Annotated in this window: 24 protein-coding genes and 1 riboswitch; of the genes, 18 read left to right on the forward strand and 6 right to left on the reverse strand. The window is 56.7% G+C overall.

Annotation, left to right across the window (positions count from 1 at the left end):
• Nucleotides 1-9: 9 nt before the first annotated feature.
• The 8 genes from ybeY to cmk all read left to right on the forward strand — a co-directional run bounded on the left by ybeY (nt 10) and on the right by cmk (nt 8,225).
• Nucleotides 10-504, forward strand: coding sequence for an rRNA maturation RNase YbeY (gene ybeY / locus AC2FLD_RS02555; RefSeq protein ID WP_496667616.1), 495 nt, complete (start codon nt 10-12; stop codon nt 502-504).
• Between the two features lie 35 nt (nt 505-539).
• Nucleotides 540-1,427: a hemolysin family protein gene (locus AC2FLD_RS02560; RefSeq protein ID WP_050603098.1), complete on the forward strand. Its 888-nt coding sequence runs from the start codon at nt 540-542 to the stop codon at nt 1,425-1,427.
• A complete protein-coding gene (gene lnt / locus AC2FLD_RS02565; protein ID WP_496667615.1) occupies nt 1,424-2,932 on the forward strand; it encodes an apolipoprotein N-acyltransferase in 1,509 nt (502 codons plus the stop codon). Before AC2FLD_RS02560 ends, lnt begins: the two co-directional genes overlap by 4 nt.
• A gap of 37 nt (nt 2,933-2,969) precedes the next feature.
• A riboswitch (SAM-SAH riboswitch) is annotated at nt 2,970-3,018 on the forward strand.
• Between the two features lie 5 nt (nt 3,019-3,023).
• A complete protein-coding gene (metK, locus tag AC2FLD_RS02570; protein WP_050603100.1) occupies nt 3,024-4,205 on the forward strand; it encodes a methionine adenosyltransferase in 1,182 nt (393 codons plus the stop codon).
• A gap of 86 nt (nt 4,206-4,291) precedes the next feature.
• Nucleotides 4,292-5,017 (forward strand): tRNA (guanosine(46)-N7)-methyltransferase TrmB, encoded by a 726-nt coding sequence (trmB, locus tag AC2FLD_RS02575; protein WP_496667614.1) that lies wholly within the window; start codon nt 4,292-4,294, stop codon nt 5,015-5,017.
• Nucleotides 5,018-5,105: 88 nt separating this feature from the next.
• Nucleotides 5,106-6,179, forward strand: a complete 1,074-nt coding sequence (locus tag AC2FLD_RS02580; protein ID WP_496667613.1) for an amidohydrolase family protein — start codon at nt 5,106-5,108, stop codon at nt 6,177-6,179.
• 85 nt (nt 6,180-6,264) lie between these two features.
• Nucleotides 6,265-7,611 (forward strand): 3-phosphoshikimate 1-carboxyvinyltransferase, encoded by a 1,347-nt coding sequence (aroA, locus tag AC2FLD_RS02585; protein ID WP_496667612.1) that lies wholly within the window; start codon nt 6,265-6,267, stop codon nt 7,609-7,611.
• Nucleotides 7,608-8,225: a (d)CMP kinase gene (gene cmk / locus AC2FLD_RS02590; RefSeq protein WP_496667611.1), complete on the forward strand. Its 618-nt coding sequence runs from the start codon at nt 7,608-7,610 to the stop codon at nt 8,223-8,225. Before aroA ends, cmk begins: the two co-directional genes overlap by 4 nt.
• 23 nt (nt 8,226-8,248) lie before the next feature.
• Here cmk and AC2FLD_RS02595 read toward each other — a convergent pair whose 3' ends face one another.
• On the reverse strand, nt 8,249-8,725 hold the full coding sequence (locus AC2FLD_RS02595) for a YHS domain-containing (seleno)protein (RefSeq protein ID WP_496667610.1): 477 nt from the start codon (nt 8,723-8,725) through the stop codon (nt 8,249-8,251).
• A gap of 220 nt (nt 8,726-8,945) precedes the next feature.
• Here AC2FLD_RS02595 and AC2FLD_RS02600 point away from each other — a divergent pair, with 220 nt between their 5' ends.
• The 10 genes from AC2FLD_RS02600 (at nt 8,946) to AC2FLD_RS02645 (ending at nt 19,295) form a co-directional block, all read left to right on the forward strand.
• The gene (locus AC2FLD_RS02600) at nt 8,946-9,482 is read left to right on the forward strand and encodes a hypothetical protein (protein WP_496667609.1); all 537 of its coding nucleotides are present in this window, start codon (nt 8,946-8,948) and stop codon (nt 9,480-9,482) included.
• A 300-nt stretch (nt 9,483-9,782) separates the two neighbouring features.
• Nucleotides 9,783-11,468 (forward strand): tryptophan halogenase family protein, encoded by a 1,686-nt coding sequence (locus AC2FLD_RS02605; protein WP_496667608.1) that lies wholly within the window; start codon nt 9,783-9,785, stop codon nt 11,466-11,468.
• A 152-nt stretch (nt 11,469-11,620) separates the two neighbouring features.
• Nucleotides 11,621-11,947, forward strand: a complete 327-nt coding sequence (locus AC2FLD_RS02610; RefSeq protein ID WP_496667607.1) for a DUF6525 family protein — start codon at nt 11,621-11,623, stop codon at nt 11,945-11,947.
• A gap of 230 nt (nt 11,948-12,177) precedes the next feature.
• Nucleotides 12,178-13,854, forward strand: coding sequence for a 30S ribosomal protein S1 (rpsA, locus tag AC2FLD_RS02615; protein WP_050603109.1), 1,677 nt, complete (start codon nt 12,178-12,180; stop codon nt 13,852-13,854).
• Between the two features lie 270 nt (nt 13,855-14,124).
• Entirely contained in the window at nt 14,125-14,409 is a 285-nt protein-coding gene (gene ihfB / locus AC2FLD_RS02620; RefSeq protein ID WP_050603110.1) for an integration host factor subunit beta, read from the forward strand.
• A gap of 7 nt (nt 14,410-14,416) precedes the next feature.
• Nucleotides 14,417-14,767: a LapA family protein gene (locus tag AC2FLD_RS02625; RefSeq protein ID WP_496667606.1), complete on the forward strand. Its 351-nt coding sequence runs from the start codon at nt 14,417-14,419 to the stop codon at nt 14,765-14,767.
• A gap of 11 nt (nt 14,768-14,778) precedes the next feature.
• Nucleotides 14,779-15,420 carry a phosphoribosylanthranilate isomerase gene (locus AC2FLD_RS02630; protein ID WP_496667605.1) on the forward strand — a complete coding sequence of 214 codons (642 nt, stop codon included), beginning with the start codon at nt 14,779-14,781 and terminating at the stop codon, nt 15,418-15,420.
• A gap of 47 nt (nt 15,421-15,467) precedes the next feature.
• Complete coding sequence (locus tag AC2FLD_RS02635; RefSeq protein WP_496667604.1) at nt 15,468-15,803, forward strand: hypothetical protein; 336 nt, start codon at nt 15,468-15,470, stop codon at nt 15,801-15,803.
• Nucleotides 15,804-15,871: 68 nt separating this feature from the next.
• Entirely contained in the window at nt 15,872-17,119 is a 1,248-nt protein-coding gene (trpB, locus tag AC2FLD_RS02640) for a tryptophan synthase subunit beta (RefSeq protein WP_496667603.1), read from the forward strand.
• Nucleotides 17,120-17,642: 523 nt separating this feature from the next.
• On the forward strand, nt 17,643-19,295 hold the full coding sequence (locus AC2FLD_RS02645; RefSeq protein WP_496667602.1) for an Ig-like domain-containing protein: 1,653 nt from the start codon (nt 17,643-17,645) through the stop codon (nt 19,293-19,295).
• A 38-nt stretch (nt 19,296-19,333) separates the two neighbouring features.
• On the opposite strand, the gene AC2FLD_RS02650 is transcribed toward AC2FLD_RS02645, so the two are convergent.
• The 5 genes from AC2FLD_RS02650 to AC2FLD_RS02670 form a co-directional block, all read right to left on the reverse strand.
• Entirely contained in the window at nt 19,334-19,708 is a 375-nt protein-coding gene (locus AC2FLD_RS02650; RefSeq protein ID WP_496667601.1) for a DUF2237 family protein, read from the reverse strand.
• 9 nt (nt 19,709-19,717) lie between these two features.
• Nucleotides 19,718-20,881: a serine hydrolase domain-containing protein gene (locus AC2FLD_RS02655; protein ID WP_496667600.1), complete on the reverse strand. Its 1,164-nt coding sequence runs from the start codon at nt 20,879-20,881 to the stop codon at nt 19,718-19,720.
• Between the two features lie 83 nt (nt 20,882-20,964).
• On the reverse strand, nt 20,965-21,645 hold the full coding sequence (gene pth, locus AC2FLD_RS02660) for an aminoacyl-tRNA hydrolase (RefSeq protein ID WP_496667599.1): 681 nt from the start codon (nt 21,643-21,645) through the stop codon (nt 20,965-20,967).
• 142 nt (nt 21,646-21,787) lie between these two features.
• Nucleotides 21,788-22,441, reverse strand: coding sequence for a 50S ribosomal protein L25/general stress protein Ctc (locus AC2FLD_RS02665; protein WP_050603118.1), 654 nt, complete (start codon nt 22,439-22,441; stop codon nt 21,788-21,790).
• Between the two features lie 247 nt (nt 22,442-22,688).
• The gene (locus AC2FLD_RS02670) at nt 22,689-23,855 is read right to left on the reverse strand and encodes an alpha-hydroxy acid oxidase (RefSeq protein ID WP_496667598.1); all 1,167 of its coding nucleotides are present in this window, start codon (nt 23,853-23,855) and stop codon (nt 22,689-22,691) included.
• Nucleotide 23,856 lies beyond the last annotated feature (1 nt).

Raw genomic sequence — 23,856 nt, forward strand, 5'->3', positions numbered from 1 at the left:
TGCAGTACGATGAATCTGGAACTCACTGTCGAAGATGACCGTTGGCAGGGTCTTGAGACCCTGTCGCGCAAGGCGATTTCTGCCGTTCTGGCTTTTGCCGAGATCGACCCGGAGTTTTGCGAAGTCAGTGTTTTGGGCTGTGATGATGCGCGGATTGCCGAATTAAACTCAGAATTTCGCGGCAAACCAAGCGCCACCAACGTACTGAGCTGGCCCGCCGAGGATCTGGCCCCCGATGTGCCAGGGCAGGTGCCGAATGCGCCGCAACCGGATTTCACTGGTGAAATCCCCTTGGGCGATATCGCGATTTCCTTTGAGACCAGCGCACGTGAGGCCGCCGAGGCAGGTAAAGCCATGGACGATCATGTGATCCATTTGCTTGTTCATGGAACGTTGCATTTGCTGGGGTATGATCACATTCGTGATCCCGATGCCACCTTGATGGAAGGGATTGAGGTCAAGATACTTGGCAAATTGGGTATTGATGACCCATATAGAGTGTGAAGGGGTCTAAGGACCCGATTAATTGGAACAAGGTAATGGGCGACACAGACGGCAGTTCTAGGGCGGCGCAAAGCGCGCAGCCACAGGACAGCAGCAATGAGACAGAAGAGAAAAGCGGGTTCTTTTCTCGAATACTCGATGCGTTTTCGGGTGACGAGACCCAACCGCTACCAACGGCGAACGGGCAGAATGCGGCAATGCCTCAGTCCCGTGGGATGATCAACCTGCGCCGGATGCGCGTTGAAGACGTTGCCATTCCAACTGCTGAAATCATATCGGTCGCTTCGACGATCACCAAAGATGAGCTCGCGGATGTGTTCCGTGAGAGTGGCCTGTCCAGAATTCCGGTTTACGAAGGAACGCTGGATACGCCATTGGGATTCGTCCACCTCAAGGATTTCGCTCTGACCCACGGGTTCAACGGAGGGGGCAGTAGCTTTGATCTGGTCTCGATGCTGCGTACGCTGTTGTTTGTTCCACCGTCGATGCCAATTGGGGTGCTGCTGACCAAAATGCAGACGGAACGGCGCCATATGGCACTGGTGATCGATGAATATGGTGGCGTTGATGGTCTGCTGACTATCGAGGACCTCATCGAACAGGTGGTGGGTGAAATCGCAGACGAACATGATGCAGACGAAGATCAGCTGTGGGTGCAAGAGAAGCCCGGTTGTTACGTCGTGCAAGCCCGGGTCCCGCTTGAGGATTTCGAAGCCGAGATTGGCCGCTCGCTGACCAGCCACAAAGACGTGGATGAAGAGGAAATCGATACTCTGGGCGGGCTGGTGTTCATGTTGTCGGGCCGGGTGCCCGCAAGGGGAGAGGTTGTGATCCACCCCGAAGGGCCTGAGTTCGAAGTGATCGATGCCGATCCGCGACGCATAAAAAGACTGCGCGTTATGTTGCCGGATATCGCTGCATGATCCCAGTCCGGGACTGGCCTTTTGCGCTAAGACTACTGGCGGCTGCCGCACTGGGCGGTGCGGGTGCCTTTGGTTTGGCACCTTATGGGTATTGGGCGTTAACGGTCCTGTCTCTGATTCTGATCGTGCCAATTTTTCTGGCCAGCGAAACCCGGGCGCGGGCGGGTTGGATCGGATGGTTCTTTGCCACCGGTTACTTTGTCCATGCGCTCAGCTGGCTTATCGAACCGTTTCAGGTGGATGCAGAGCGCCACGCCTGGATGGCGCCGTTTGCGCTGGTGTTTATGGCAGGGGGGCTGGCGCTGTTCTGGGCTGCGGGATTTCGGTTGTCGCGGCATCCTGGTGCTTCGCAAACCCTCCAGGGTATGTGGCTGGTTGTCACTTTGTCGCTGCTCGAGATGGCACGGGGATACATACTGACCGGGTTCCCCTGGGCCGGGGTTTCGCAAGTCTGGGTGAATACGCCAGTGGCACAGTTGTTGTCTTTGGTCGGGCCGTACGGGTTGAACGCACTGACTTTCTCGGCGGCGTTTTCGATCGGAACAGCAATATGTCATGACAGGCCCTTGCGGGGGCTGGTGGTGCCCATGAGCGTTACCGTTGCCCTGGTCTGCCTAGCATTGGTCTATGCAGCGATGCGTCCGCCTGTGCAGGACGGCCCACATACGATTCGCGTGGTTCAGCCAAACGCGCCCCAGCATCAAAAATGGGATCCTGCTTATGCGCCTTTGTTTTTCGCGCGTCAGACCGAATACACTGCGGTATCGCCTCGACCTGACTTGATCGTCTGGCCCGAAACTGCTGTTCCAGCGTGGTTGGGAAGTGCGCAGCCGTTCCTAGCTGCCATTGCAGAAGCGGCTCAGGGGACGCCGGTCATCTTTGGAATTCAACGCGGCGATGGTCCGCAGATATACAATTCAATGGTCTATCTGGACGAAACGGGACAACAGGCGGGGCTGTATGACAAGCACCACCTTGCCCCGTTTGGCGAATATATTCCTTTTGGCGACCTGTTGGGGCGCTTCGGCATCCGCGGGCTGGCCGCGACAACCGGGAACGGTTTCAGTGCCGGGCCCGGGCCCGAACTGCTGGATGTAGGAACGCTGGGCCGTGCCTTGCCGCTGATCTGTTACGAAGCGGTGTTTCCGCAGGACCTAAGGGTGGGATCGGGACGCGCTGATTTCCTGTTGCAGATTACAAATGACGCTTGGTTTGGAACCTGGTCCGGACCATACCAACACCTCGTGCAAGCCCGGATGCGGGCGATCGAGCAAGGCTTGCCAATGATCCGGTCCGCCAATACCGGGGTGTCCGCCATGATCGATCCGCTGGGTCGTGTTACCGCGTCGCTGCCTTTGGATGAGGCTGGTTATGTGGATGCGATCCTGCCGCAACCTCAAAAATCAACCTATTATTCTCGATTTGGCGACAGTCTTGTGTTGATGGCGCTGTCTGTTCTCGCGCTTCTATTGGTTTTATATACCCGTCGTACCCAACGAGATTAGCGATTGACCACATCTGTTCGCGGGCGTATGCGTCTCTGACCTGTCACAACGGCTTCCTGGCGTGACAGAGAAACCCCAATGGAGCACATTTATGTCCCGACAGAACTACACATTTACTTCGGAGTCCGTTTCCGAAGGACACCCCGACAAGGTCTGTGACCGCATTTCGGACGCCGTCCTTGACGCATTTCTGAATGAAGAACCCGAAGCACGCGTGGCCTGCGAAACCTTTGCCACAACCGACCGCGTCGTTATTGGCGGTGAAGTCGGCCTGTCGGATAAAGACAAGCTGCACGACTATATGGGCCGTATCGAAAAGATTGCCCGTGATTGTATCAAAGACATCGGCTACGAGCAGGACAAGTTTCATCACGAAACGGTCGAGGTGACAAACCTGCTGCACGAACAATCCGCTCACATCGCGCAGGGCGTCGATGCTGCGGACAACAAGGATGAAGGGGCAGGCGACCAGGGCATCATGTTCGGCTACGCCACAACCGAAACCCCTGCGCTTATGCCTGCACCGATCCAGTATTCGCATGCCATCCTGCGGCGTCTGGCCGAAGTGCGCAAAAGCGGTGCCGAACCCGCGCTGGGTCCGGATGCCAAGTCGCAATTGTCCGTCGTGTATCGTGATGGCAAGCCGGTTGGCGTCAGCTCGGTCGTTTTGTCGACGCAGCACCTGGATGAAGCGCTGACATCTGATGACATCCGCGAAATCGTCGAGCCGTATATCCGCGAAACTCTGCCCGAAGGCTGGTTGTCTGCTGATACCGAATGGCACGTGAACCCAACGGGTAAATTTGTGATTGGCGGCCCGGACGGCGACGCAGGTCTGACCGGTCGCAAGATCATCGTGGACACCTATGGTGGCGCGGCCCCGCACGGCGGCGGCGCGTTCTCGGGCAAAGACCCGACCAAGGTTGACCGTTCGGCAGCTTATGCAGCGCGTTATCTGGCCAAGAACGTTGTGGCTGCTGGTATGGCAGAACGCTGCACGATCCAGCTAAGCTATGCGATTGGGGTTTCCAAACCGCTGTCCATCTATGCAGACACGCATGGAACAGGTCAGATTGCAGATGCAATTATCGAAAAAGCCGTTGGACAGGTCATGGATCTGACCCCGCGCGGCATTCGTGAGCAGCTGCAAATGAACAAGCCCATTTATCAGCGCACCGCAGCTTACGGCCATTTCGGGCGTGAACCCGATGCAGATGGCGGCTTTAGCTGGGAACGTACTGATCTGGTTGATGCGCTGAAAGCCGCAGTCTGATCTGAACAGCAAAAAAGCGCGCCCTCTGTGGCGCGCTTTTTCTTTGCGCGTGCGGCTCGCACTTGCAACGCTAAGGCGCGCGCAGTATGGCCACCGCCATGAGCACCGAGACCCCACAACGCCCGCGCAGGAATTTTTATGGCCGCTTCAAGGGCAAGACCCTGAAGCCCAGCCAAAAGACCTATCTGAACGAAGATCTGGAAGCGCTGTCGCCTGGCGCAGTGGATTGGGAATCCAACCCCGAACGCAAGTCATTGGACTTGGATGGTCTGTTTGGTGGCAAGCCTGTCTGGCTTGAAGTGGGCTTTGGCGGCGGCGAGCATCTGGTGCATCAGGCGCAAAGCAACCCGGATATCGGCGTCATTGGGGCAGAGCCTTACATCAATGGCGTTGCCATGTTGTTGGGCAAAATCCGGCAGGCGGGCGTCGAAAACCTCGCCGTGCATCCCGGCGATGCGCGCGATTTGTTCGATGTCCTGCCCGATGCCAGTATCTCACGTGCCTTTCTGCTGTATCCGGACCCATGGCCCAAGACCCGACACCATCGTCGCCGTTTTGTGACACCAGAACACCTGGAGCCATTGGCGAAGGTGTTGAAACCCGGGTCGATCTTTCGCGTTGCCACAGATATTTCCGACTATGTGCGCCAGACGCTGGAAGAAGTTCCGCGCGCGGGCTTTGAATGGTTGGCGGAACGCCCAGCTGACTGGCGTGAACCTTGGGACGATTGGATTTCTACCCGCTATGAACAAAAGGCCCTGCGTGAGGGGCGGGTGCCGCATTATCTGACCTTCCGTAGGACTGAGTCCTGATCTGTTTCAAATTTCTGTAATCCTGGACGCTATGCTAGGCTGTGCTTGATGTAGATAATTTTAGCATAGCTTTTTGCCTAGGATTGCCATGTCTGATATTCGGATCACGAACTGCCACACGCACCTGTTTCATGCGCGCCACGTGCCAGAGGATTACCCCTATCCCGCGCTCAAGCCATTCAAGAAGATGCCCTGGTTGATCAAGGGCCTTGCATTTGGTGCCCGCCTGATTGGTCAGCATACAGTTGCCGAGAAACTGGACAGGCTCTATCGCTTTCAGCGGGAAACGGACGCGGGCAGCCAGCGTGATATTCTGGACAACCTGAGGCGACACTATCCGAGCGACACCCGCTTTGTCGTCCTGCCAATGGAGATGTCAGCTTTTGGGTTTGAGGCACCTGAGGTTCCGCTGAGCGCGCAACATGACGAATTGGCGAAGCTGTCCGGCGACCCCGAGGTCGGCCGCTCTGTGATACCCTTTGCAACGATTGACCCGCGGGCTGACCCTCAGGCGAAAGAACTCTGGCGTGCCATTGATGGCCTGAAGTTTCGCGGCATGAAGCTCTATCCGCGGTTGGGGTTTGCGCCGGACGATCCGGTTCTGATGCAGCATGTTTATCCGCGGCTAGAGGAACTGAACTTGCCGGTGATGTCCCACTGTTCACGCGGTGGCGTTCAAGGGCGCTATCTTTCGGACTATTGGGCTGACCGCTATACCGAGCCAGAGGCGTTTGTTCCCGTAATGCGCGCGCATCCCAAGCTTCGCATTTGCCTGGCGCATTTCGGCGGTCAGCGGGACTGGGATGCCTATGTAAATCCGGATCGCAAGAACCCGCTGGACGACGCGTTCAACCGGAATTGGCAGGTGGCAATCCGGCACATGATTGGCAGCGGAAACTATCCGGGTCTTTGGACTGACATCTCTTACACACTGTTCCAGTTCGAGGACTACGCCCCCTTCCTGCGCATTTTTCTGACCGGTGAGGATGAAGAAAGTGAGCGTCTCAGGTCCCGCGTCCTATTTGGATCGGATTACTACATGACCCGGCAGGAAACGCTGTCAGAGAGAGCGGTCTGTTTCCGGTTGCGGAACATCTTGGGCGAGGAAATTTTCCGGCAGATCGCCGAAGAAAATCCGGCGAAATGGCTGGGAGAGGTCTGAGAGACAGCTTCGCACTCATTGCCGCTGGACCAACCCGCTCCAATTCGCTAATTCGCCTTGAGCTGATAGCGCAAAAGGAGCCCCCATGTCTGGACACGGCACGCCCATCCCCATGACCTCGCATCCCTGCGGCCCGCTGACCGGCACGGCCGAAGTGCCCGGTGACAAGTCAATCTCGCACCGGTCGCTGATACTTGGCGCCATGGCTGTGGGTGAGACCAAGATTTCGGGCCTGCTGGAGGGCGAAGACGTTTTGGATACCGCCAAGGCGATGCGGGCCTTTGGGGCAGAGGTCACGGACCACGGTGGCGGGGAATGGACCGTGCATGGCGTGGGCGTCGGTGGATTTGCTGAACCGGATCAGGTGATCGACTGTGGTAACTCAGGTACTGGCGTGCGCCTGATCATGGGCGCGATGGCAACCTCTCCGATCTCGGCGACCTTCACCGGCGACGCCAGCCTGAACAAACGTCCGATGGCGCGGGTGACTGACCCTCTGGCCCTGTTTGGCACGCAATCGGTCGGTCGGTCCGGTGGACGTCTGCCGATGACCGTCGTGGGCGCAGCGGACCCCGTACCGGTGCGATACGCAGTGCCGGTACCTTCGGCGCAGGTAAAGTCCGCCGTGTTGCTGGCGGGATTGAATGCCCCCGGCAAAACAGTTGTGATCGAGAAAGAAGCAACCCGCGACCACTCCGAGCGGATGCTGGCCGGGTTCGGGGCTGAGATCACGGTGGAAGATACCGATGAAGGCCGTGTCATCACTCTGACGGGTCGCCCTGAGTTGAAGCCGCAGGTCATCGCCGTACCGCGCGACCCGTCAAGCGCTGCTTTCCCGGTTTGTGCTGCGCTGATCACACCCGGATCAGATGTGCTGGTGCCCGGCATCGGCCTGAACCCGACCCGCGCTGGCCTTTTCACCACATTGCGCGAGATGGGTGCAGACCTGACCTATGAGAATGAGCGCGAAGAAGGCGGCGAACCTGTTGCCGATCTGCGCGCAAAGTACTCGCCGAACATGAAGGGGATTACCGTACCGCCAGAGCGTGCGGCCTCGATGATCGATGAATACCCTGTTCTGTCCGTGGTTGCGGCAAACGCCACCGGCACCATGATGATGGGCGGTGTAAAAGAGCTGCGGGTGAAGGAAAGCGACCGGATCGACGCCATGGCCCGCGGTCTGCGCGCAAACGGCGTTACGGTAAACGAGGGTGAGGATTGGTGGTCGGTCGAAGGGCTGGGCATTGGAAACATTCCAGGTGGCGGCACCTGCGAGAGCTTTCTGGACCACCGCATTGCCATGTCGTTCATGGTGATGGGCATGGGCGCGCAGAAGCCGGTAAGCGTGGATGATGGCGGCCCGATTGCCACGTCTTTCCCGATTTTTGAACCGTTAATGGCGTCGCTGGGTGCAAAGGTTGAGCGCACGTGAGCTTCACGGTCGCGATTGACGGGCCTGCGGCTGCGGGTAAAGGCACGATTTCGAAAGCCGTTGCGGCGCATTTTGGGTTTGCACATCTGGACACTGGGCTGCTCTACCGTGCGGTAGGTCGGCGTGTCTTGACGGGGGTCGATCCGGTGGAAGCGGCAAAGGCTTTGACCGCCGAGGAATTGGAGCAAGGCGATCTGCGCACCGCCGATATCGCTCAGGCGGCGTCTAAAGTGGCAGTCATTCCCGAGGTCCGCGCCGCGTTGGTGGATTTTCAACGCGCCTTTGCACGCAGGGCAGGCGGGGCGGTACTGGACGGGCGCGACATCGGGACGGTGATCTGTCCAAATGCCGAGATAAAGCTTTTTGTAACGGCCAGTGCCGAAGTGCGTGCTGAACGGCGGTATCTTGAGCTTAGCGCCAAAGGTGCTGATGTGACGCGCGATCAGGTTCTGGCAGATGTCAAAGAACGCGACGCGCGCGATGCTGAGCGTAGCGCCGCTCCGATGAAAGCTGCCGATGATGCGGTTCAGTTGGACACGACCGATCTGAGCATTGAGGCAGCATTGGCAAAAGCGCTGGACGCCATCAATGCAAAATTGCCCGCGACGCGCTAACGCCGCGGGCAAAGGGTTGGCTCTTACAGTTCTCCCACAGCGACGCTTTTGATGTTTGCCCACTGGTCGTCGGCCGTTTTTGCGGTGCTGACGACGTCCTTCAGAAAGGCCGCGCGGGTTTCAGCGTTCAGGAACAGATACAGCTTGCCGTCTGCAACCAGATACTGATCTGGATCACCGTCAAACTTTTTGCCGACTGACACGCCGAACGAGCAGAACCCGCCATGCTGCGGCAAGTAAGCCACTGGGTTTGCTTCGAACGCTTCCACGTTGGCGGCCGTGGTGAAATAGTAGGATGCACCGTTATAGGTCGCAGAGTGAGTGGCAAAACCCTCGACCGGGTTCCCATCGTTGACCAGTGCAACCAGATCGACACCGTGTGCGGCCAGCGGCGCGCCTGCGGCCGAGATACCGTTGGATACGTTTATTTCGTCAGCGGCAAAGGCCGGGGTGGACAAGGCGATTGCGGTTGCCAAGGCGGTGAAGAGGATATGTTTCATTACACGTTTCCTTTTTTGATTCTGTGTTCAAATCGGCTGGGTCAGTGGCCGATGAAACATAGTTAGTCGGTCAATTGCGGACGTGTAATCGCAGAAAGGCCACCAGATATTGCAGATCGTACAAGTCTTTGAATGGAGGGAAGAGTGCGTTCACTAAGCTTTGTTTGGTTTGTGTGAATTCCAGTGCGTATGGTGAAGATGTGCCTGCAGGAGTGACCTCATGATCCGACTAGCTTTTATCCTGATCTTCGCCGCCGGGCGTCTTGTCGCGCAGGAGGGCGAAGCTGAAACCCCGAACATCGAGCCACCGATGACCTATGAGCGGTTGGGCAACATCCTGTTTGCTCTGGACCCCGAAGCGCAACCATTCGGCCCCGGATTCCAGATGACTGTGGCGGATGTGCAGGTTTTGGTGATTACCGACATCAATGCAGACCGCATGCGCGCGATGGTCTCGATCCGTAGTGCCGAGACACTGTCGCAAGAAGAACTGGTCCGGATGATGCAGGCCAATTTCGACAGCACACTGGACGCGCGTTACGCGATCGCAAATGGCACATTGTGGGCTGCCTTCATTCACCCCTTGTCGTTGTTGGAAAAGGAACAGTTGATATCGGGGCTGGCCCAGACCGTGAACATCGCAAAGACGTATGGAACGCTGTACTCGGGTGGCGCCGCGGAATTCGGAGGGGGCGACAGCACGGATCTGCAACGCGCTCTGATCGAAGAGCTTCTGAAGAAGGGCGAAGAAATCTGACCCGCGCTTTGAACCTGTACAGTTCCTGAGACCCGCGTTTCTCTCATAAGCCGCCGCGGTGAAGGTGAAACATCGACATCGAGCATTTCGCCGGTTTTTGTGTCTCGGGAGAAAAGCGTGCTTTTTTGACCTGCGAAAGTGGACGGGCTGAAATGCGTGCGCAAGTGGCATCATAAGCCCTAGATGGACGCAGGAAAGCTGTTATAGTTTCCTTCAAGCAAAAAGGGAATGCTGCAAAGAAACCCCCAATAAAGGGGGAGGCAGCTATGAAATCCCCCAAGCCAACAGGGACATAACCACATGAATAATCGTTTGAATGAGATCACCATCGTGGGCGGCGGTACGGCAGGTTGGATGACCGCGCTGATCCTGGACATGGTGTTTGCCCGCACGTCCTCGCAGAAGGATCGCCCGCGCATCTGCCTTATCGAAAGCCCCAATATCTCGACCGTCGGGGTGGGCGAGGCTACGGTGCCACGCATGCCGGTCACGCTGCGCCAGGCAGGCATTACAGAGCGGGATTTTTTCCGCGAGACCAACGCATCGTTCAAACTGGGCGTTAAGTTCTGCAATTGGAACAAGGACCAAAAGGGCAATCGTATCGACTATGTGAATCCCTTTGCCCACGGTCAGATGTTGGAGGGTTTGGATGCCGCCGAGTATTTCCTGCGTTTCGGCAACGGGGATCGGGACTTTACCCAATCAATCTCGCCGCATGATGATCTGGGGCGGCTGTGCAAAGGCGCGCGTCAGTTAGGTCAGCCCGAATTTGAACAGCGGTTTGGCTACGCTTACCATCTGGATGCAGTGAAATTTGCCGGGATGCTGACCAAGGTCTGCACAGAGCGGGGTGTTGAACATATCCGGGATGAAGTGCAATCGGTTGAGTTGGACGAGCAGGGCAACGTCAGTCACCTAATGCTGGAGCGCAGGGGCCGCCACGACATCGAGATGGTTGTCGACTGCACCGGGTTCCGCGGGTTGATCATCAACAAGGCGCTTGGCGAGCCGTTTCTGGATTATTCGGATTACCTGCCCAACGATCGCGCCATGGCGTTGCAGATCGAGCATCCCAACCCGAAGAAGATTGAGAGCCTGACACGATCCACCGCACTTGGCGCAGGCTGGACATGGCGGGTGCCGCTCTACAACCGTGTGGGGACGGGGTATGTGTTTTCATCGGCGCATCGAACCGATGATCAGGCCGCGGATGAGTACCTCGAATGGTTGGGGGACAGCGGTAAGGGTTTGACGCCGCGCATCATTCCGATGCGCGTTGGACGTGTGCGCAATGCCTGGGTCAAGAACTGTGTCGCCATCGGTCTGTCCGGCGGATTCATTGAGCCGCTTGAGAGTACCGCGATCCATATGATTGATCATGCGGTGCGCTGGTTCGCCGAGCATTTGCCAACCCGCGACATCGAACCTTCGCTGCGGACAAGATACAACCGGCAGATGGACAAGCTTTATAACGAAGTGCTGGAATTCATCTGCCTGCATTATCGCTTGGGCAATCGTACGGATGATCAATATTGGATCGACGCGCGGACACAGATGAAGGTGCCGGACCGGTTGGCCGAGAATCTGGAGCTATGGCAGCACCGCCTGCCGATGGATCACGATGTCGAGTTTGCCACACTGTTTGACCATCGCGTGTATCAGACGGTTCTTTTGGGCAAGCAAGTCTATGATACTGGCTATGGGCCAGGCATCCGGGATCGGGTGCGACCGTTGAAGAAGGTGATCTGGTATCAGGGTATGCAGCGCGCGAAAGAGGATCTTGCACAAATCGTCAGATCAATGCCGGATCACAAAACACTGTTGCGCGATATCCGCGGAGAGCTGGAGCGTCCGTCCTTTGGTAAAGGGAAGGTTGCGCAGCCAACTGTTGCGATGCCGGGCACCGCACCAGCGCCTGTTAGGATCCAGAACATGCCAAACTTTGCCGAAATCCAAAGCGGTGCGAAGGATTTGCAGTTGTTTTAGAGAGTCTTTGCGCTCGGCGCGTGGAGTATTTTCAAAAAAGATGAAGGGCGGGGCGAAATCCCCGCCTTTTGTTTCCCGTGGGCTTTACGAGCATTGGAACAGGTTCTTGTGTGTCCTTAAATTGTAATGTAATCACATTATGAACTTAGGGAATGTGCGCGGTGCAAAGACAGGCAGACCAAGGCTGTAGGTACGGCAAAAACCTTCGAACGGGCCTTAAACGTCGGAGGCGGCAGTTGCCGCCAATGAAAATGTATGACTCTTTACCGCCACGGTTGCGGCAGTGGCTTGCCTCGGCGAGCTTACCGTGGAGCCCTGCTTCGGCTCGGAAAATCTGGAACAGGGCCGGCGGCGCGCGCAACCCAACCGCAGCCGTGATGCGTTTGAATGAAATCGAGCGGGCGATGCTACGACGCGATGCCGGGGTTTGGAGCGCCAAAAGCTGGACTGAGCACTCGCAAAGACCTGCCGAACCTTGAAAACATGGGCTTTGCCCTTGCACATACCGGGGAATCCGCCTATACGCGCGCTGTCGATACAAGGGCGGTCAACGTCCGGATGACGTTTCTGAGCAGGGCCGGGTTACCTCGGCCCTTTGTGTTTGTTTGCTCAGGGGCGCACCGGATCACGCTTGAAGACATCATGAAACAAGACCGGCGGAGACAACCGCTCGGCCAGTAAAAACGTATGTAAAGGAAAACACTGCCAGATGGCTGATACAACCATGGAGGAATTCGAAGCCCTCCTGAACGAAAGCTTCGAAATGGACACGCCCGAAGAGGGTTCTGTTGTCAAAGGTAAGGTACTGGCGATCGAAGCCGGCCAAGCCATCATCGACGTCGGCTACAAAATGGAAGGCCGCGTTGATCTGAAAGAATTCGCAAATCCTGGCGAAGCCCCTGAAATCGCTGTAGGTGATGAGGTAGAAGTCTACCTGCGCGCCGCAGAAAACGCCCGTGGCGAAGCCGTCATCTCACGCGAGATGGCCCGCCGTGAAGAGGCATGGGACCGTCTGGAAAAAGCATATGCCGACGACCAGCGCGTCGAAGGCGCTATCTTTGGCCGCGTCAAAGGTGGCTTCACTGTCGATCTGGGTGGCGCAGTTGCGTTCCTGCCCGGCTCGCAAGTTGACGTGCGCCCCGTGCGCGACGCTGGCCCGCTGATGGGTCTGAAGCAGCCGTTCCAGATTCTGAAAATGGACCGTCGCCGTGGCAACATCGTTGTGTCGCGTCGCGCAATCCTGGAAGAATCGCGTGCCGAACAGCGCGCCGAAGTTATCGGCAACCTGTCCGAAGGTCAGACCGTCGAGGGTGTCGTCAAGAACATCACCGAATACGGCGCATTTGTTGACCTGGGCGGCGTTGACGGCCTGCTGCACGTCACCGACATGGCATGGCGTCGGGTCAACCACCCGTCCGAGATCCTGACGATCGGCGAAACCATCAAGGTTCAGGTCATCAAGATCAACAAGGAAACCCACCGCATCAGCCTGGGCATGAAGCAGTTGCAGGAAGATCCGTGGGATCTGGTTGCTGCCAAGTACCCGCTGGGCTCGGTTCATCAGGGTCGCGTTACCAACATCACCGACTACGGCGCGTTCGTCGAGCTGGAAGCCGGTGTCGAAGGTCTGGTGCACGTATCCGAGATGTCCTGGACCAAGAAAAACGTCCACCCCGGCAAGATCGTTTCGACCAGCCAGGAAGTCGACGTCATGGTTCTGGAAATCGACGGCGCCAAGCGTCGCGTGTCTCTGGGCCTGAAGCAGACTCAGCGCAACCCGTGGGAAGTGTTTGCAGAAACACACCCCGAGGGCACCGAGGTCGAAGGCGAAGTCAAGAACATCACCGAATTCGGTCTGTTCATCGGCCTCGAAGGCGACATCGACGGCATGGTTCACCTGTCCGACCTGTCCTGGGACGAGCGTGGCGAAGATGCGATCCAGAACTACCGCAAAGGCGACGTCGTTCAGGCGGTTGTCTCGGAAGTGGATGTCGAGAAAGAGCGTATCTCGCTTTCGATCAAAGCCCTGGGCGGTGACAAGTTCGCCGAAGCCGTGGGCGGCGTGAAACGTGGCTCGGTTATCACCGTTGAAGTGACCGCAATCGAAGATGGCGGCATCGAGGTAGAGTACGAAGGCATGAAGTCGTTCATCCGTCGTTCCGACCTGTCGCGTGACCGTGCCGAACAGCGCCCCGAGCGTTTCTCGACCGGTGACAAGGTCGACGTCCGCGTCACCAACGTCGACAGCAAGACCCGCCGTCTGGGCCTGTCGATCAAGGCACGCGAGATCGCCGAAGAGAAAGAGGCCGTGGAACAGTACGGTTCTTCCGACTCGGGCGCGTCGCTGGGCGACATTCTGGGTGCAGCGCTGAAGTCTGGCGACTAAGCCCGAGGCGCATCTCAGACAAGCTTTTCGGCCTCGCGCATCAGCGCGGGGCCGTTTTTGTTGCGAATCAATATGTTCCAAACCGCTGGCTTATTTGTGATATTGTTCGCGCTTTAAGTGCGAAAATTCCTCTGTCCGACAAAAATTCTTGTGAGAATGTGGCAAAATAAGGCCTCAGCGCGCAGAGTATCCGTTCCCCCGTTCCGGATTTTTTCCTATACTGTCAAATCAGTAGACCTGACACACCGGCTGCCTGGGAGGGTATCACGCATGATCCGTTCAGAACTGATTCAGAAAATCGCTGACGAAAACCCGCATCTCTATCAGCGTGATGTCGAGCGGATTGTGAATACCGTCTTCGAGGAAGTCACCGATGCAATGGCCCGCGGCGACCGTGTTGAACTGCGTGGCTTCGGTGCATTTTCCGTGAAGAAACGGGATGCGCGCGTGGGGCGCAACCCGCGGACGGGTGAAACTGTTCAGGTCGAGGAAAAATGTGTACCGTTTTTCAAAACTGGTAAGTTGCTAAGGGACCGATTGAACGGTAAAGCCTGACCTTATGATGCGCTATATTCGATACGCTTTTCTCGGGGCTCTTGGGGTTATCCTGATTTCGATATCTCTGGCCAATGTTGAATCGGTTGAACTCAAGTTGATGCCGGATCCACTGGCTGAGCTGCTGGGCTTTAACCTAAGCACGTCCTTACCATTGTTTCTGGTGGTTTTGGGCGGTGTTGTGGCTGGTCTGGTCATCGGGTTCCTGTGGGAATGGATGCGTGAACATAAGCATCGCCGTGACGCAACCGCGAAGAAAAGCGAAGTGCGCAAGCTTGAGCGAGAGGTCAAGAAGCTCAAGAAAAAGCAAAACGAGGGCAAAGATGACGTTCTGGCCCTTCTGGATGAGGCAAGCTGAGCCCTAGTCCCATGTCTGATGTTAGGTTCAAAATTTGCGGCTTGACCGCCCCCGACCACGTGCGTGCTGCTGTTGAGGCTGGTGCGGGCTATGTTGGCTTTGTTTTCTTTCCGAAGTCGCCCCGCCATCTGGACGTCGCGCAGGCTGTGGAACTGGCCCAAATGGTTCCAGCGGGCGTCGCCAAGGTGGCATTGGTGGTGAACGCCACTGACGAAGAACTCGACAGCATCGTGTCTGTGGTTCCGCTTGATATGTTGCAGTTGCACGGCAAGGAGTCTCCTCAGCGGGTAACGGAGGTTCGTGACAGGTTTGGATTGCCCGTGATGAAGGCAATTGGCGTGGCCGAGGCCGAGGATCTGGACGCAATAGATTTGTATTCCGAAGTGGCCGATCAATTGCTTATCGACGCAAAACCGCCGCGCGGCTCGGAACTGCCCGGAGGTAATGGGCTGTCGTTTGACTGGCGCTTGCTGGCCGGTCGGAAATATTGGCGGCGTCCGTGGATGCTGGCCGGTGGTCTTACACCGCAGAACGTTGCTGAAGCTGCCAGGATGACCGGCGCGCGGCAGGTCGATGTCTCTTCGGGCGTTGAAAGCGCACCGGGTGTAAAGGACGCGGCTCTGATCCGCGAATTTGGGGCCGCTTTGCGGTGATCTGATTCTGAGATTGCTGCGTATCCCTCAATGCGGAGGGATAGAGTATGTTGGCGGCAATAGGTGGTGTTTCCCTGAAACATTGGTACAACGCGCCCGAGTTTTTCTGGCGCGCGGGGCAGGCGTATCGGCAGGCAAAAGGCGACCCCTTGTGTCTGCACGCAGCTGTGTTCCGGCAGGATGGCCTCTATTTTTCACTCAGCGTGTGGCACGATATCGAGGCGATGCTGACCTACGCCCAATGCGGCCCCCATCGTCGCGTCATGCTGGCAGCAGATCGGCTGGCGGATGTGAATAGGTTTCACCATTTTCCGTGTATCGGTGTGCCCACCTCAGAGCAGGCGATTCAGATTTGGCGTCAAAACGTGCTGGTTGCGGAATGATGCGTTTTGCCCATGGCAAATCCCGCCGCCACCTCCTATGAACAACGGATACGACGAGGGAGACACCCATGGCCAACGATCTTTTCAATTCCTTCATGTCCGGCCCTGACGAACAGGGACGCTTTGGCATCTTCGGCGGGCGTTTTGTCAGCGAAACACTGATGCCGCTGATCCTGTCGCTGGAAGAGGAATATGACAAAGCCAAGGATGATCCCACCTTCTGGGCCGAGATGGATGATCTTTGGGCGAACTACGTGGGCCGTCCTTCGCCGCTGTATTTTGCGCAACGCCTGACCGAGCATCTGGGCGGCGCGAAAATCTATCTTAAGCGCGATGAGCTGAACCATACCGGCGCGCACAAAATCAACAACGTGTTGGGTCAGATCATTCTGGCGCGGCGCATGGGCAAGACCCGGATCATCGCGGAAACCGGGGCAGGGCAGCACGGCGTGGCCACGGCCACTGTCTGCGCCAAGTTTGGTCTGAAATGCATCGTATACATGGGCGCGCATGACGTGCAGCGTCAGGCCCCGAACGTGTTCCGGATGCGTCTGCTAGGGGCCGAGGTGATCCCGGTAACCTCGGGTCGTGGCACGCTCAAGGACGCGATGAACGACGCGCTGCGCGATTGGGTGACCAATGTGCGCGACACGTTCTACTGCATCGGCACAGTGGCTGGTCCGCACCCGTATCCGGCGATGGTTCGCGATTTCCAGTCGATCATCGGTAAGGAAGCGAAAGAGCAGATGATGAAGGCCGAGGGCCGTCTGCCCGACACGATCATTGCTGCTATTGGCGGTGGGTCGAACGCGATGGGCTTGTTTTACCCGTTCCTTGACGACAAGGAGGTGAACATCATCGGTGTTGAGGCCGGTGGCAAAGGTGTGAACGAGAAGATGGAGCATTGCGCCTCTCTCACCGGCGGACGTCCGGGTGTACTGCATGGCAACCGCACCTACCTGTTGCAGGATGACGATGGTCAGATTCTTGAGGGCTATTCGATTTCGGCTGGTCTGGACTATCCAGGAATCGGTCCTGAGCATTCCTGGTTGAATGACATTGGTCGCGCAAACTATGTCTCGATCACCGACAAAGAGGCGCTTGAGGCGTTCCAGCTGTGTTGTGCGACCGAAGGCATCATTCCGGCATTGGAGCCCAGCCACGCGCTGGCTCATGTGATGAAGATTGCGCCTGATCTGCCCAAGGATCACCTGATCTGCATGAACATGTGTGGGCGAGGCGACAAGGATGTTCAGACCGTAGCGAAGTATCTGAACTTCGACATGTCTGACACCGAAGGTCGCGCAGTTGGCTAACATGAAACCGGGGTCCTGCACCTCGGTTTTTCTCTTCCGGTCCGTTGCCCCAAAAAACGCCTTTTAGTTGATTGAGTGAAATTTTTGAGTCGCACGCCCATAAGCTTTCGGATCGGATTCGTAATCTCATGTTTCCTGGTGCGGGATAGTGTGCACGGGCGGCGGGAACTGTCGCAATTTTGTTGACTTTTAGCGAAATCGAGTGCCTAGGCGCGATCGGACCATTATTAGATGTTGCCCGCCGTATCATCGTCTAAAATTTGCGAAAGCAACGGGTTCGACTATTTTTTGAACGCACGTCTCATTATCTGCCGACCAAATCCGCAGCCATTACTGACCGGTTGAGGCGCTTCACATTCTATACAACTTCCCACAATTGATTTAACGTTTTGTAAAGCGGTTCTTGAGGGCCGGTTCCGGGGAAGTCTCTATGGTGTTGGGATAAGAGACGACACGCTTGGGTTGCTGAATTGGCCCAGTGTGCCCGGGTGTTGGGCACTAGCGCGGTGCTTTAGGAGGTTACATGGTTCGGTTCGCGATTTCGAGGCTGGCAGGTCTCATACTTCTGGTTTCAGTGCTTGTGATCGGAGGTGCCAAACAAGGTGCAGCACTCGGTGGGGGGTTCATCATAACCTCGATTCCGACACCAAACGGCGGCAGTATCTTTATCAACAACTTCCCGCCGTCGGGCACCGCGTTTATTTCTCTGGGCGGATCAGGGCAGGTTCCCGGTGGCAGTTTCTATTTCAACAATGGTGTGCAGTCGCAGGCAGCCATTACTCCAGCGGGGTTAGCCAACTTAGGATATCTCAACGCAACCATCATTAGTCAGGATGGCGCGGATTCCACATATGCAGCGGATGGGTATCTTGGCGTGGTATTTACGGCTCAGGAAACCGTTGGCGGACCGCTGTACCGCTATGAAGTCGCGCTGTTCGGCGTAACGGCTACTCAGATCATCAACACACGAACGCTGGTGGACACAACCCAACCGACGGCCACAATCGGTGCACTGACGGCCACCGGAAACGGTACGTTTCAAGCGTCGATCACACTCAGTGAGACCAGCACGGATTTCACGGTGGGCGATCTGTCTGTCACGAACGCAACAGCCACCCTGACAGGGTCAGGGACCAACTATGTTGCAACGCTGACACCGCAAAACAACGGCACCATCGAACTGTTCATTCCGGCTGGCGTCTTCACCGATGCGGCAGGCAACCTGAACCTGGCCTCCAACACTGTGACGACGGCACAGGCGGTGACAAATACGCAACGTCTGATACAGGCGTTTCAGAATGCACGGGCCACCAGCCTTGCAACCAACCAGCCGGGATTGACCCGGTTCTTGCAGCGTTCGGGTTCGGGCGTGTTGGATTCGTCCGTAACGCAGGGCTCGGGGTATTTGAACTTTGCGACAGACCCATCCAACCCGGTCTGGTTCAATCTGACCGGCAACTGGAGTTCACAAGACGATTTCGACAGCTCTTATGCGTTGGCTGTTCTGGGCGCACACCGTCGGATCAGTTCGAACCTTCTGATCGGGGCCATGTTGCAGTTCGACTATGCCGAAACGGAAAACGGACCGGCCAGCGTGGACGGCACGGGGTGGCTGATTGGCCCTTACGTTGTGGCCAAGTTGCCCAGTCAGCCGGTGTTTTTCGAGGGGCGTGTTCTGTATGGACAGGCTGACAACGATATCTCTCCGTTAGGCACCTATACCGACAGTTTCGACAGTGAACGCTGGTTGGTGCAATCACGTGTGACCGGCGAAATCAAACGCGGTGCACTGACACTGATGCCATTGCTGGATGTCAGCTATGCCAGCGATGATCAGGAAACGTACATCGACAGTCTGGGGAACCTTATCCCGCAGCAGGACTTCAGCCTGACCACGGCCCGGCTGGGTCTGGATTTCAGTCACCCGATCCAGGTGTCGCGCGGAGCCATGGAACTGACCGGTGGTCTGTCTGGGATCTGGAGCACAACGTCGGGCACCGGCACGGTCCCCGGTGTGACGCCGATTGGCGACACGGCGCGCGCGCGCGCGGACCTAGGATTTGATTACCGCTTGGAAAACGACAGCTTGCTTGCGGCCAATGTGTTTTATGACGGCATCGGCGAAAGCGGGTTCGAGAACTACAGCCTCAGTCTGATCTGGCAAATGTCCTTCTGAACCGGCACGAGTGAATCAGACACACCGCCGGTAGTCCGTCACTTCTCGGTTTTATGCTGCAGCAAAATCTCGAGTGGCACGACCTCTAACGCGCGTTGATGCGTGGCCTCAAGATGGACCTGTGGCGCACATCCCTCGTCCTGGGCTTGCATAAAACGGCTGGCGCACAGGCACCAGCTGTCACCGGGCTTGAGGCCCGGGAAGTCGAATTCGGGCCGTGCCGTGCTCAGATCGTTGCCGACATATTTTGAGAACGCCAGAAACTCGGCTGTCATCACCGCACAGACGGTGTGGCTGCCTTGATCTTCGGGGCAGGTATTGCACGAGCCGTCGCGGAAAAAGCCGGTTAAGGGGTTTGTTGAACAGGGGGCGAGGACACCTCCCATAACATTGATACTGTCTTGCTTTTGCATGAAGTTACCTTACAGGCTTTCTGCGATCTTTCGGAACATTTCGATGTTCTGATCATTCACGCCGGGTTCAAGAAACAGACGGTCTGCGCCGGTTGAGACAATCAAAACACCTCGGGGCTGATTGAAATAGATATACTGACCGTAAATGCCACGGGCCAGAAACTCGCCTTCGTGCGCACCACGGGGTATCCACCATTGATAGCCATAGCCGATCTTGCCTTGCGCCGTGGGGGCGCTGGGTTGCGTGGCCTCGAATATCCATTCGGCAGGAACCAGTTGTTGCCCATCCACTTTGCCGTCCTGCAGGATCATTTGTCCGAACCGTGCAAAGTCACGCGTGGTGAAGTTCAGGCCAGCCAACACAAAGGCAACACCGGCACCGTCCGTGACATAGTATCCGTCATGCTCCAGTCCCAAGGGCTGTATGATCCTATCGGTCAACAGCTCAGCTACGCTGCGCCCGGTTGCGCCGCGTATGACCATGCCTAAGACATGCGTATCGATTGAGACGTATTGCCAGGTTTCGCCCGGCGTCGCAAAGCTGTCTTGCAAGGACGCTGCAAAATCGTCCAACTCGCCACCTAAGGCGATGACGCGACCCATGCGGTTGATGTCAGAGTTCGGGTCCAGATAATCTTCGTCAAACGTGACACCGCTGGCCATGTTCAACACATTGCGGATTGTCGCGGCCTCATAAGCGCTGCCCTTTAGCTTCGGGGCGTATTTGATTACCGGGTCGTCCAGTGACTCGATCGCGCCCTCATTCAGCAAAATCCCAAAAAGCGCTGAAAGATAGCTTTTGGCCACCGACCAAGAAATTCGACGGTCATTTGGGCTGGTACCCAGATAATACTCCTCGAACCGGATATCGCCGCCCTGCATGACCAACAACGAGGTGACAGAGCGTTCATCGATCCATTTGTCGGTGCCATCGGGCAGGTCGAACCCTTCGCCGTAAGGCAGCTCCCACGTCGGGCCGTTGCCACGGGGCAGATCAATGGTCAGAAAAGCTTCGTTCATGTGCGAAAAATTGTGAACGATCTTTTCTTCGGAAAACAGCGAGTTCACAGCCATCAGGCGCTGCAACTCTTCGCGTTTCCACAGCCCAACGACAACGGCAGCCAGAGCCAGCGCCACAACGATGCGCAGCACCCACTTCAAAATGGATCTCATCGCATAGCCTCCCTTGTTCCTCGGTATTGGATCGCGGACGCTTTCATTCTGCAATGACTACGTAACGGAATGTGCCGGATCTGCTATTTGAATTTGTCCAACAGCTTCTGCATGGCAGAGCGGTTATCCACTTCGGATTCTGTCGATTTTTTGGGTTTCGCCTCGGTCTTCGGGGCAGGTGTCTTTGAGGAGCGCGGTGGAGCGGTGCGCAGCGCGACCGCATTCATGAATTTCCCGCCTTCGTCTTGGGCCAAGTAAGCTGCCCCGTCCGAAATGCCACGCAGCACATCATCTAACCAGTCAGCTTCGGATTTGGCAAAGTCGTTCAAAACGTAGGCTGACACCATTTCCTTGCGACCGGGATGCCCAATTCCAAGGCGCACGCGGTCATAGGTGGCTCCGATATGGTCATGGATCGAACGCAAGCCATTGTGTCCGGCATGTCCACCGCCCGCCTTGACACGCACTTTGCAGGGGGCAAGGTCCAGCTCGTCGTGGAAGACAACGACATCAGTTGAATCAAGCTTGTAGAACCGCATCGCTTCACCGACGGATTGGCCGGACCGGTTCATGAAGGTCTGTGGTTTCAGCAGCATAACCTTTTCGCTGCCCAATCGACCTTCCGAAAGCTCGCCCTGAAACTTGGACTTCCACGGACCAAACCCGTGGTCCTCTGCAATCCGGTCCACGGCCATGAACCCGATATTGTGCCGGTTGCGGGCGTATTTCTGCCCTGGGTTCCCCAATCCGACAAAGAGTTTCATGATGTTGCTCCGCCCTTGTAGCCGTTAGGCGTTTTCATGCACGGAAATGCTTGGAAAATCCAGTCAGCCCGGATGAGTCTACACGCAAAAAAAACGGGACCCTGAAGAGCCCCGTTCCAAAATCCGGAAATCTGGTCCAGATTTATTCTTCTTCTTTGCCGACGACTTCAACTTCATCGACTGCAACTTCGCCCTCTTCACCTTCTTCGTCGTCGCTTGTGGACAGACCCGTTGGTGCTGAGACGTTTGCAATCACGAAATCACGGTCGATGGTCGGCTTGGTGCCTTCGGGCAGGTCAACCGACGAAATGGTGACAACGTCGTTGATGTTCATTCCGGTCACGTCAACAGTGATCTTCTCAGGAATGTCACCTGCGGTGCACAGCAATTCGACTTCCGGACGGACAACGGTCAGAACGCCGCCCTTTTTGATGCCGGGCGCTTCTTCCTCGTTGATGAATTCAACTGGGATGAACAGCGCGATCTTGGTGGTACGACGCAGGCGCATCAGGTCCAGGTGGGTCGGCAGGTCTTTGACGATATCACGCTGAACGTCGCGGCAGATGACGCGAACGTCTTCGTGACCTTCGACCTTCAGGTTCCACAGGGTCGACTTGAAGCGACCAGCTTTCAGGCGCTTGAACAGTTCGTTGAACGGGATCTGAATCGCCAGCGGATCTTTGTCGCCGCCAAATACAACACCCGGAACCATGCCTTCGCGGCGTGTTTTACGAGCGGCGCCCTTGCCTGTCCCCGTCCGTTCCAGAGCTACGAGATCAGGAATCTCTCCAGCCATGATAATTCTCCAATGTTAGGGCGGGCATCCTCCAAGGCTGTATGCCCGCGTGAAGCCGCGTCCTTATCTCGATTCACCGTGTTTGGAAAGGGGTAATTCGCGCCTTGTCATTCTCCGAGGCTCTGCCACACGCTCCGAGGTATTTTCGGCCGTGTGAATAAAGGATCCCGGCTTTATCTGGCCAAAAATATCTCGGGGGAGGCGCCCGGAACGGGCGGTGGGGGCAGAACCCCCTGTTCCAAGGCAACTAGTCTTGCCAGCGACCGCCGAAATCTTCTGGCACCAGAAGGTTCTGCCGTCCCAGCGCATCAACGGATTTTTCACCGCAAAGCGCCATTGTCGTATCCAATTCCCTCTGGATCACCTCCAATGCTGTCGTGACACCTTTCTGGCCCATCGCGCCCAAGCCATAGACAAATGCGCGGCCGACATAGGTGCCCTTGGCCCCAAGCGCCAAAGCCTTGAGAACGTCCTGACCTGACCGGATACCGCTGTCGAGATGAACCTCAATATCACCGCCGACGGCGTCCATGATTTCGGGCAGCACGCGGATCGAGCTGAGCGCGCCATCAAGCTGACGTCCGCCGTGGTTTGACACGACGATGGCATCTGCGCCCAGCTTCGCGGCCATTTTTGCATCTTCGGCGTCAAGAATGCCTTTCAGGATGACCTTGCCGCCCCATTGTTCCATCAGCTTTTCCACCTTGGTCCAATCCAGGCTGGGATCGAACTGTTCGGCGGTCCAAGCCCCCAGGGAAGACGCGTCTGAAATGCCTTCGACATGGCCGACGATATTGCCAAACTCGCGCCTTTGGGCACCCAGCATTTCCATTCCCCAAGCCCATTTGGTCATCAGGTTGGCGATGGTCTTGGCCGTCAGCTTCGGCGGGGCGGAAAGGCCATTTTTGAGATCTTTATGGCGTTGGCCCAGAATTTGCAGATCCAGTGTGATCACCAGTGCCGAACACTTGGCGTCTTTGGCCCGTTGGATCAGGCGGTTAACGTAGTCGGTGTCCTTCATCGTATAGAGCTGAAACCAAAACGGCGTGTCGGTATGTTCTGCCACGTCTTCGATCGAGTTGATCGACATGGTGGAAAGCGTAAAAGGTACGCCGAACTCCTCGGCAGCTTTCGCGGCCTTCATCTCTCCATCCGCGTGTTGCATCCCGGTCAGCCCAACCGGAGCCAGCGCCACCGGCATCGAGACATCCTCGCCAATCATCTGCGAGGCCGTCGAGCGACCGGACATATTAACCGCAACCCGCTGGCGAAGCCGGATTTTTTCAAAGTCGCTGCTGTTTTCGCGAAAGGTTTGTTCCGTCCAACTGCCACTTTCAGCATAATCGTAGAACATCCGAGGAACGCGGCGTTCGTATAAGCGCCTGAGGTCTTCGATATTGGTAATCACGGGCATG

The organism is Ruegeria sp. CDSA021, from assembly GCF_059612325.1.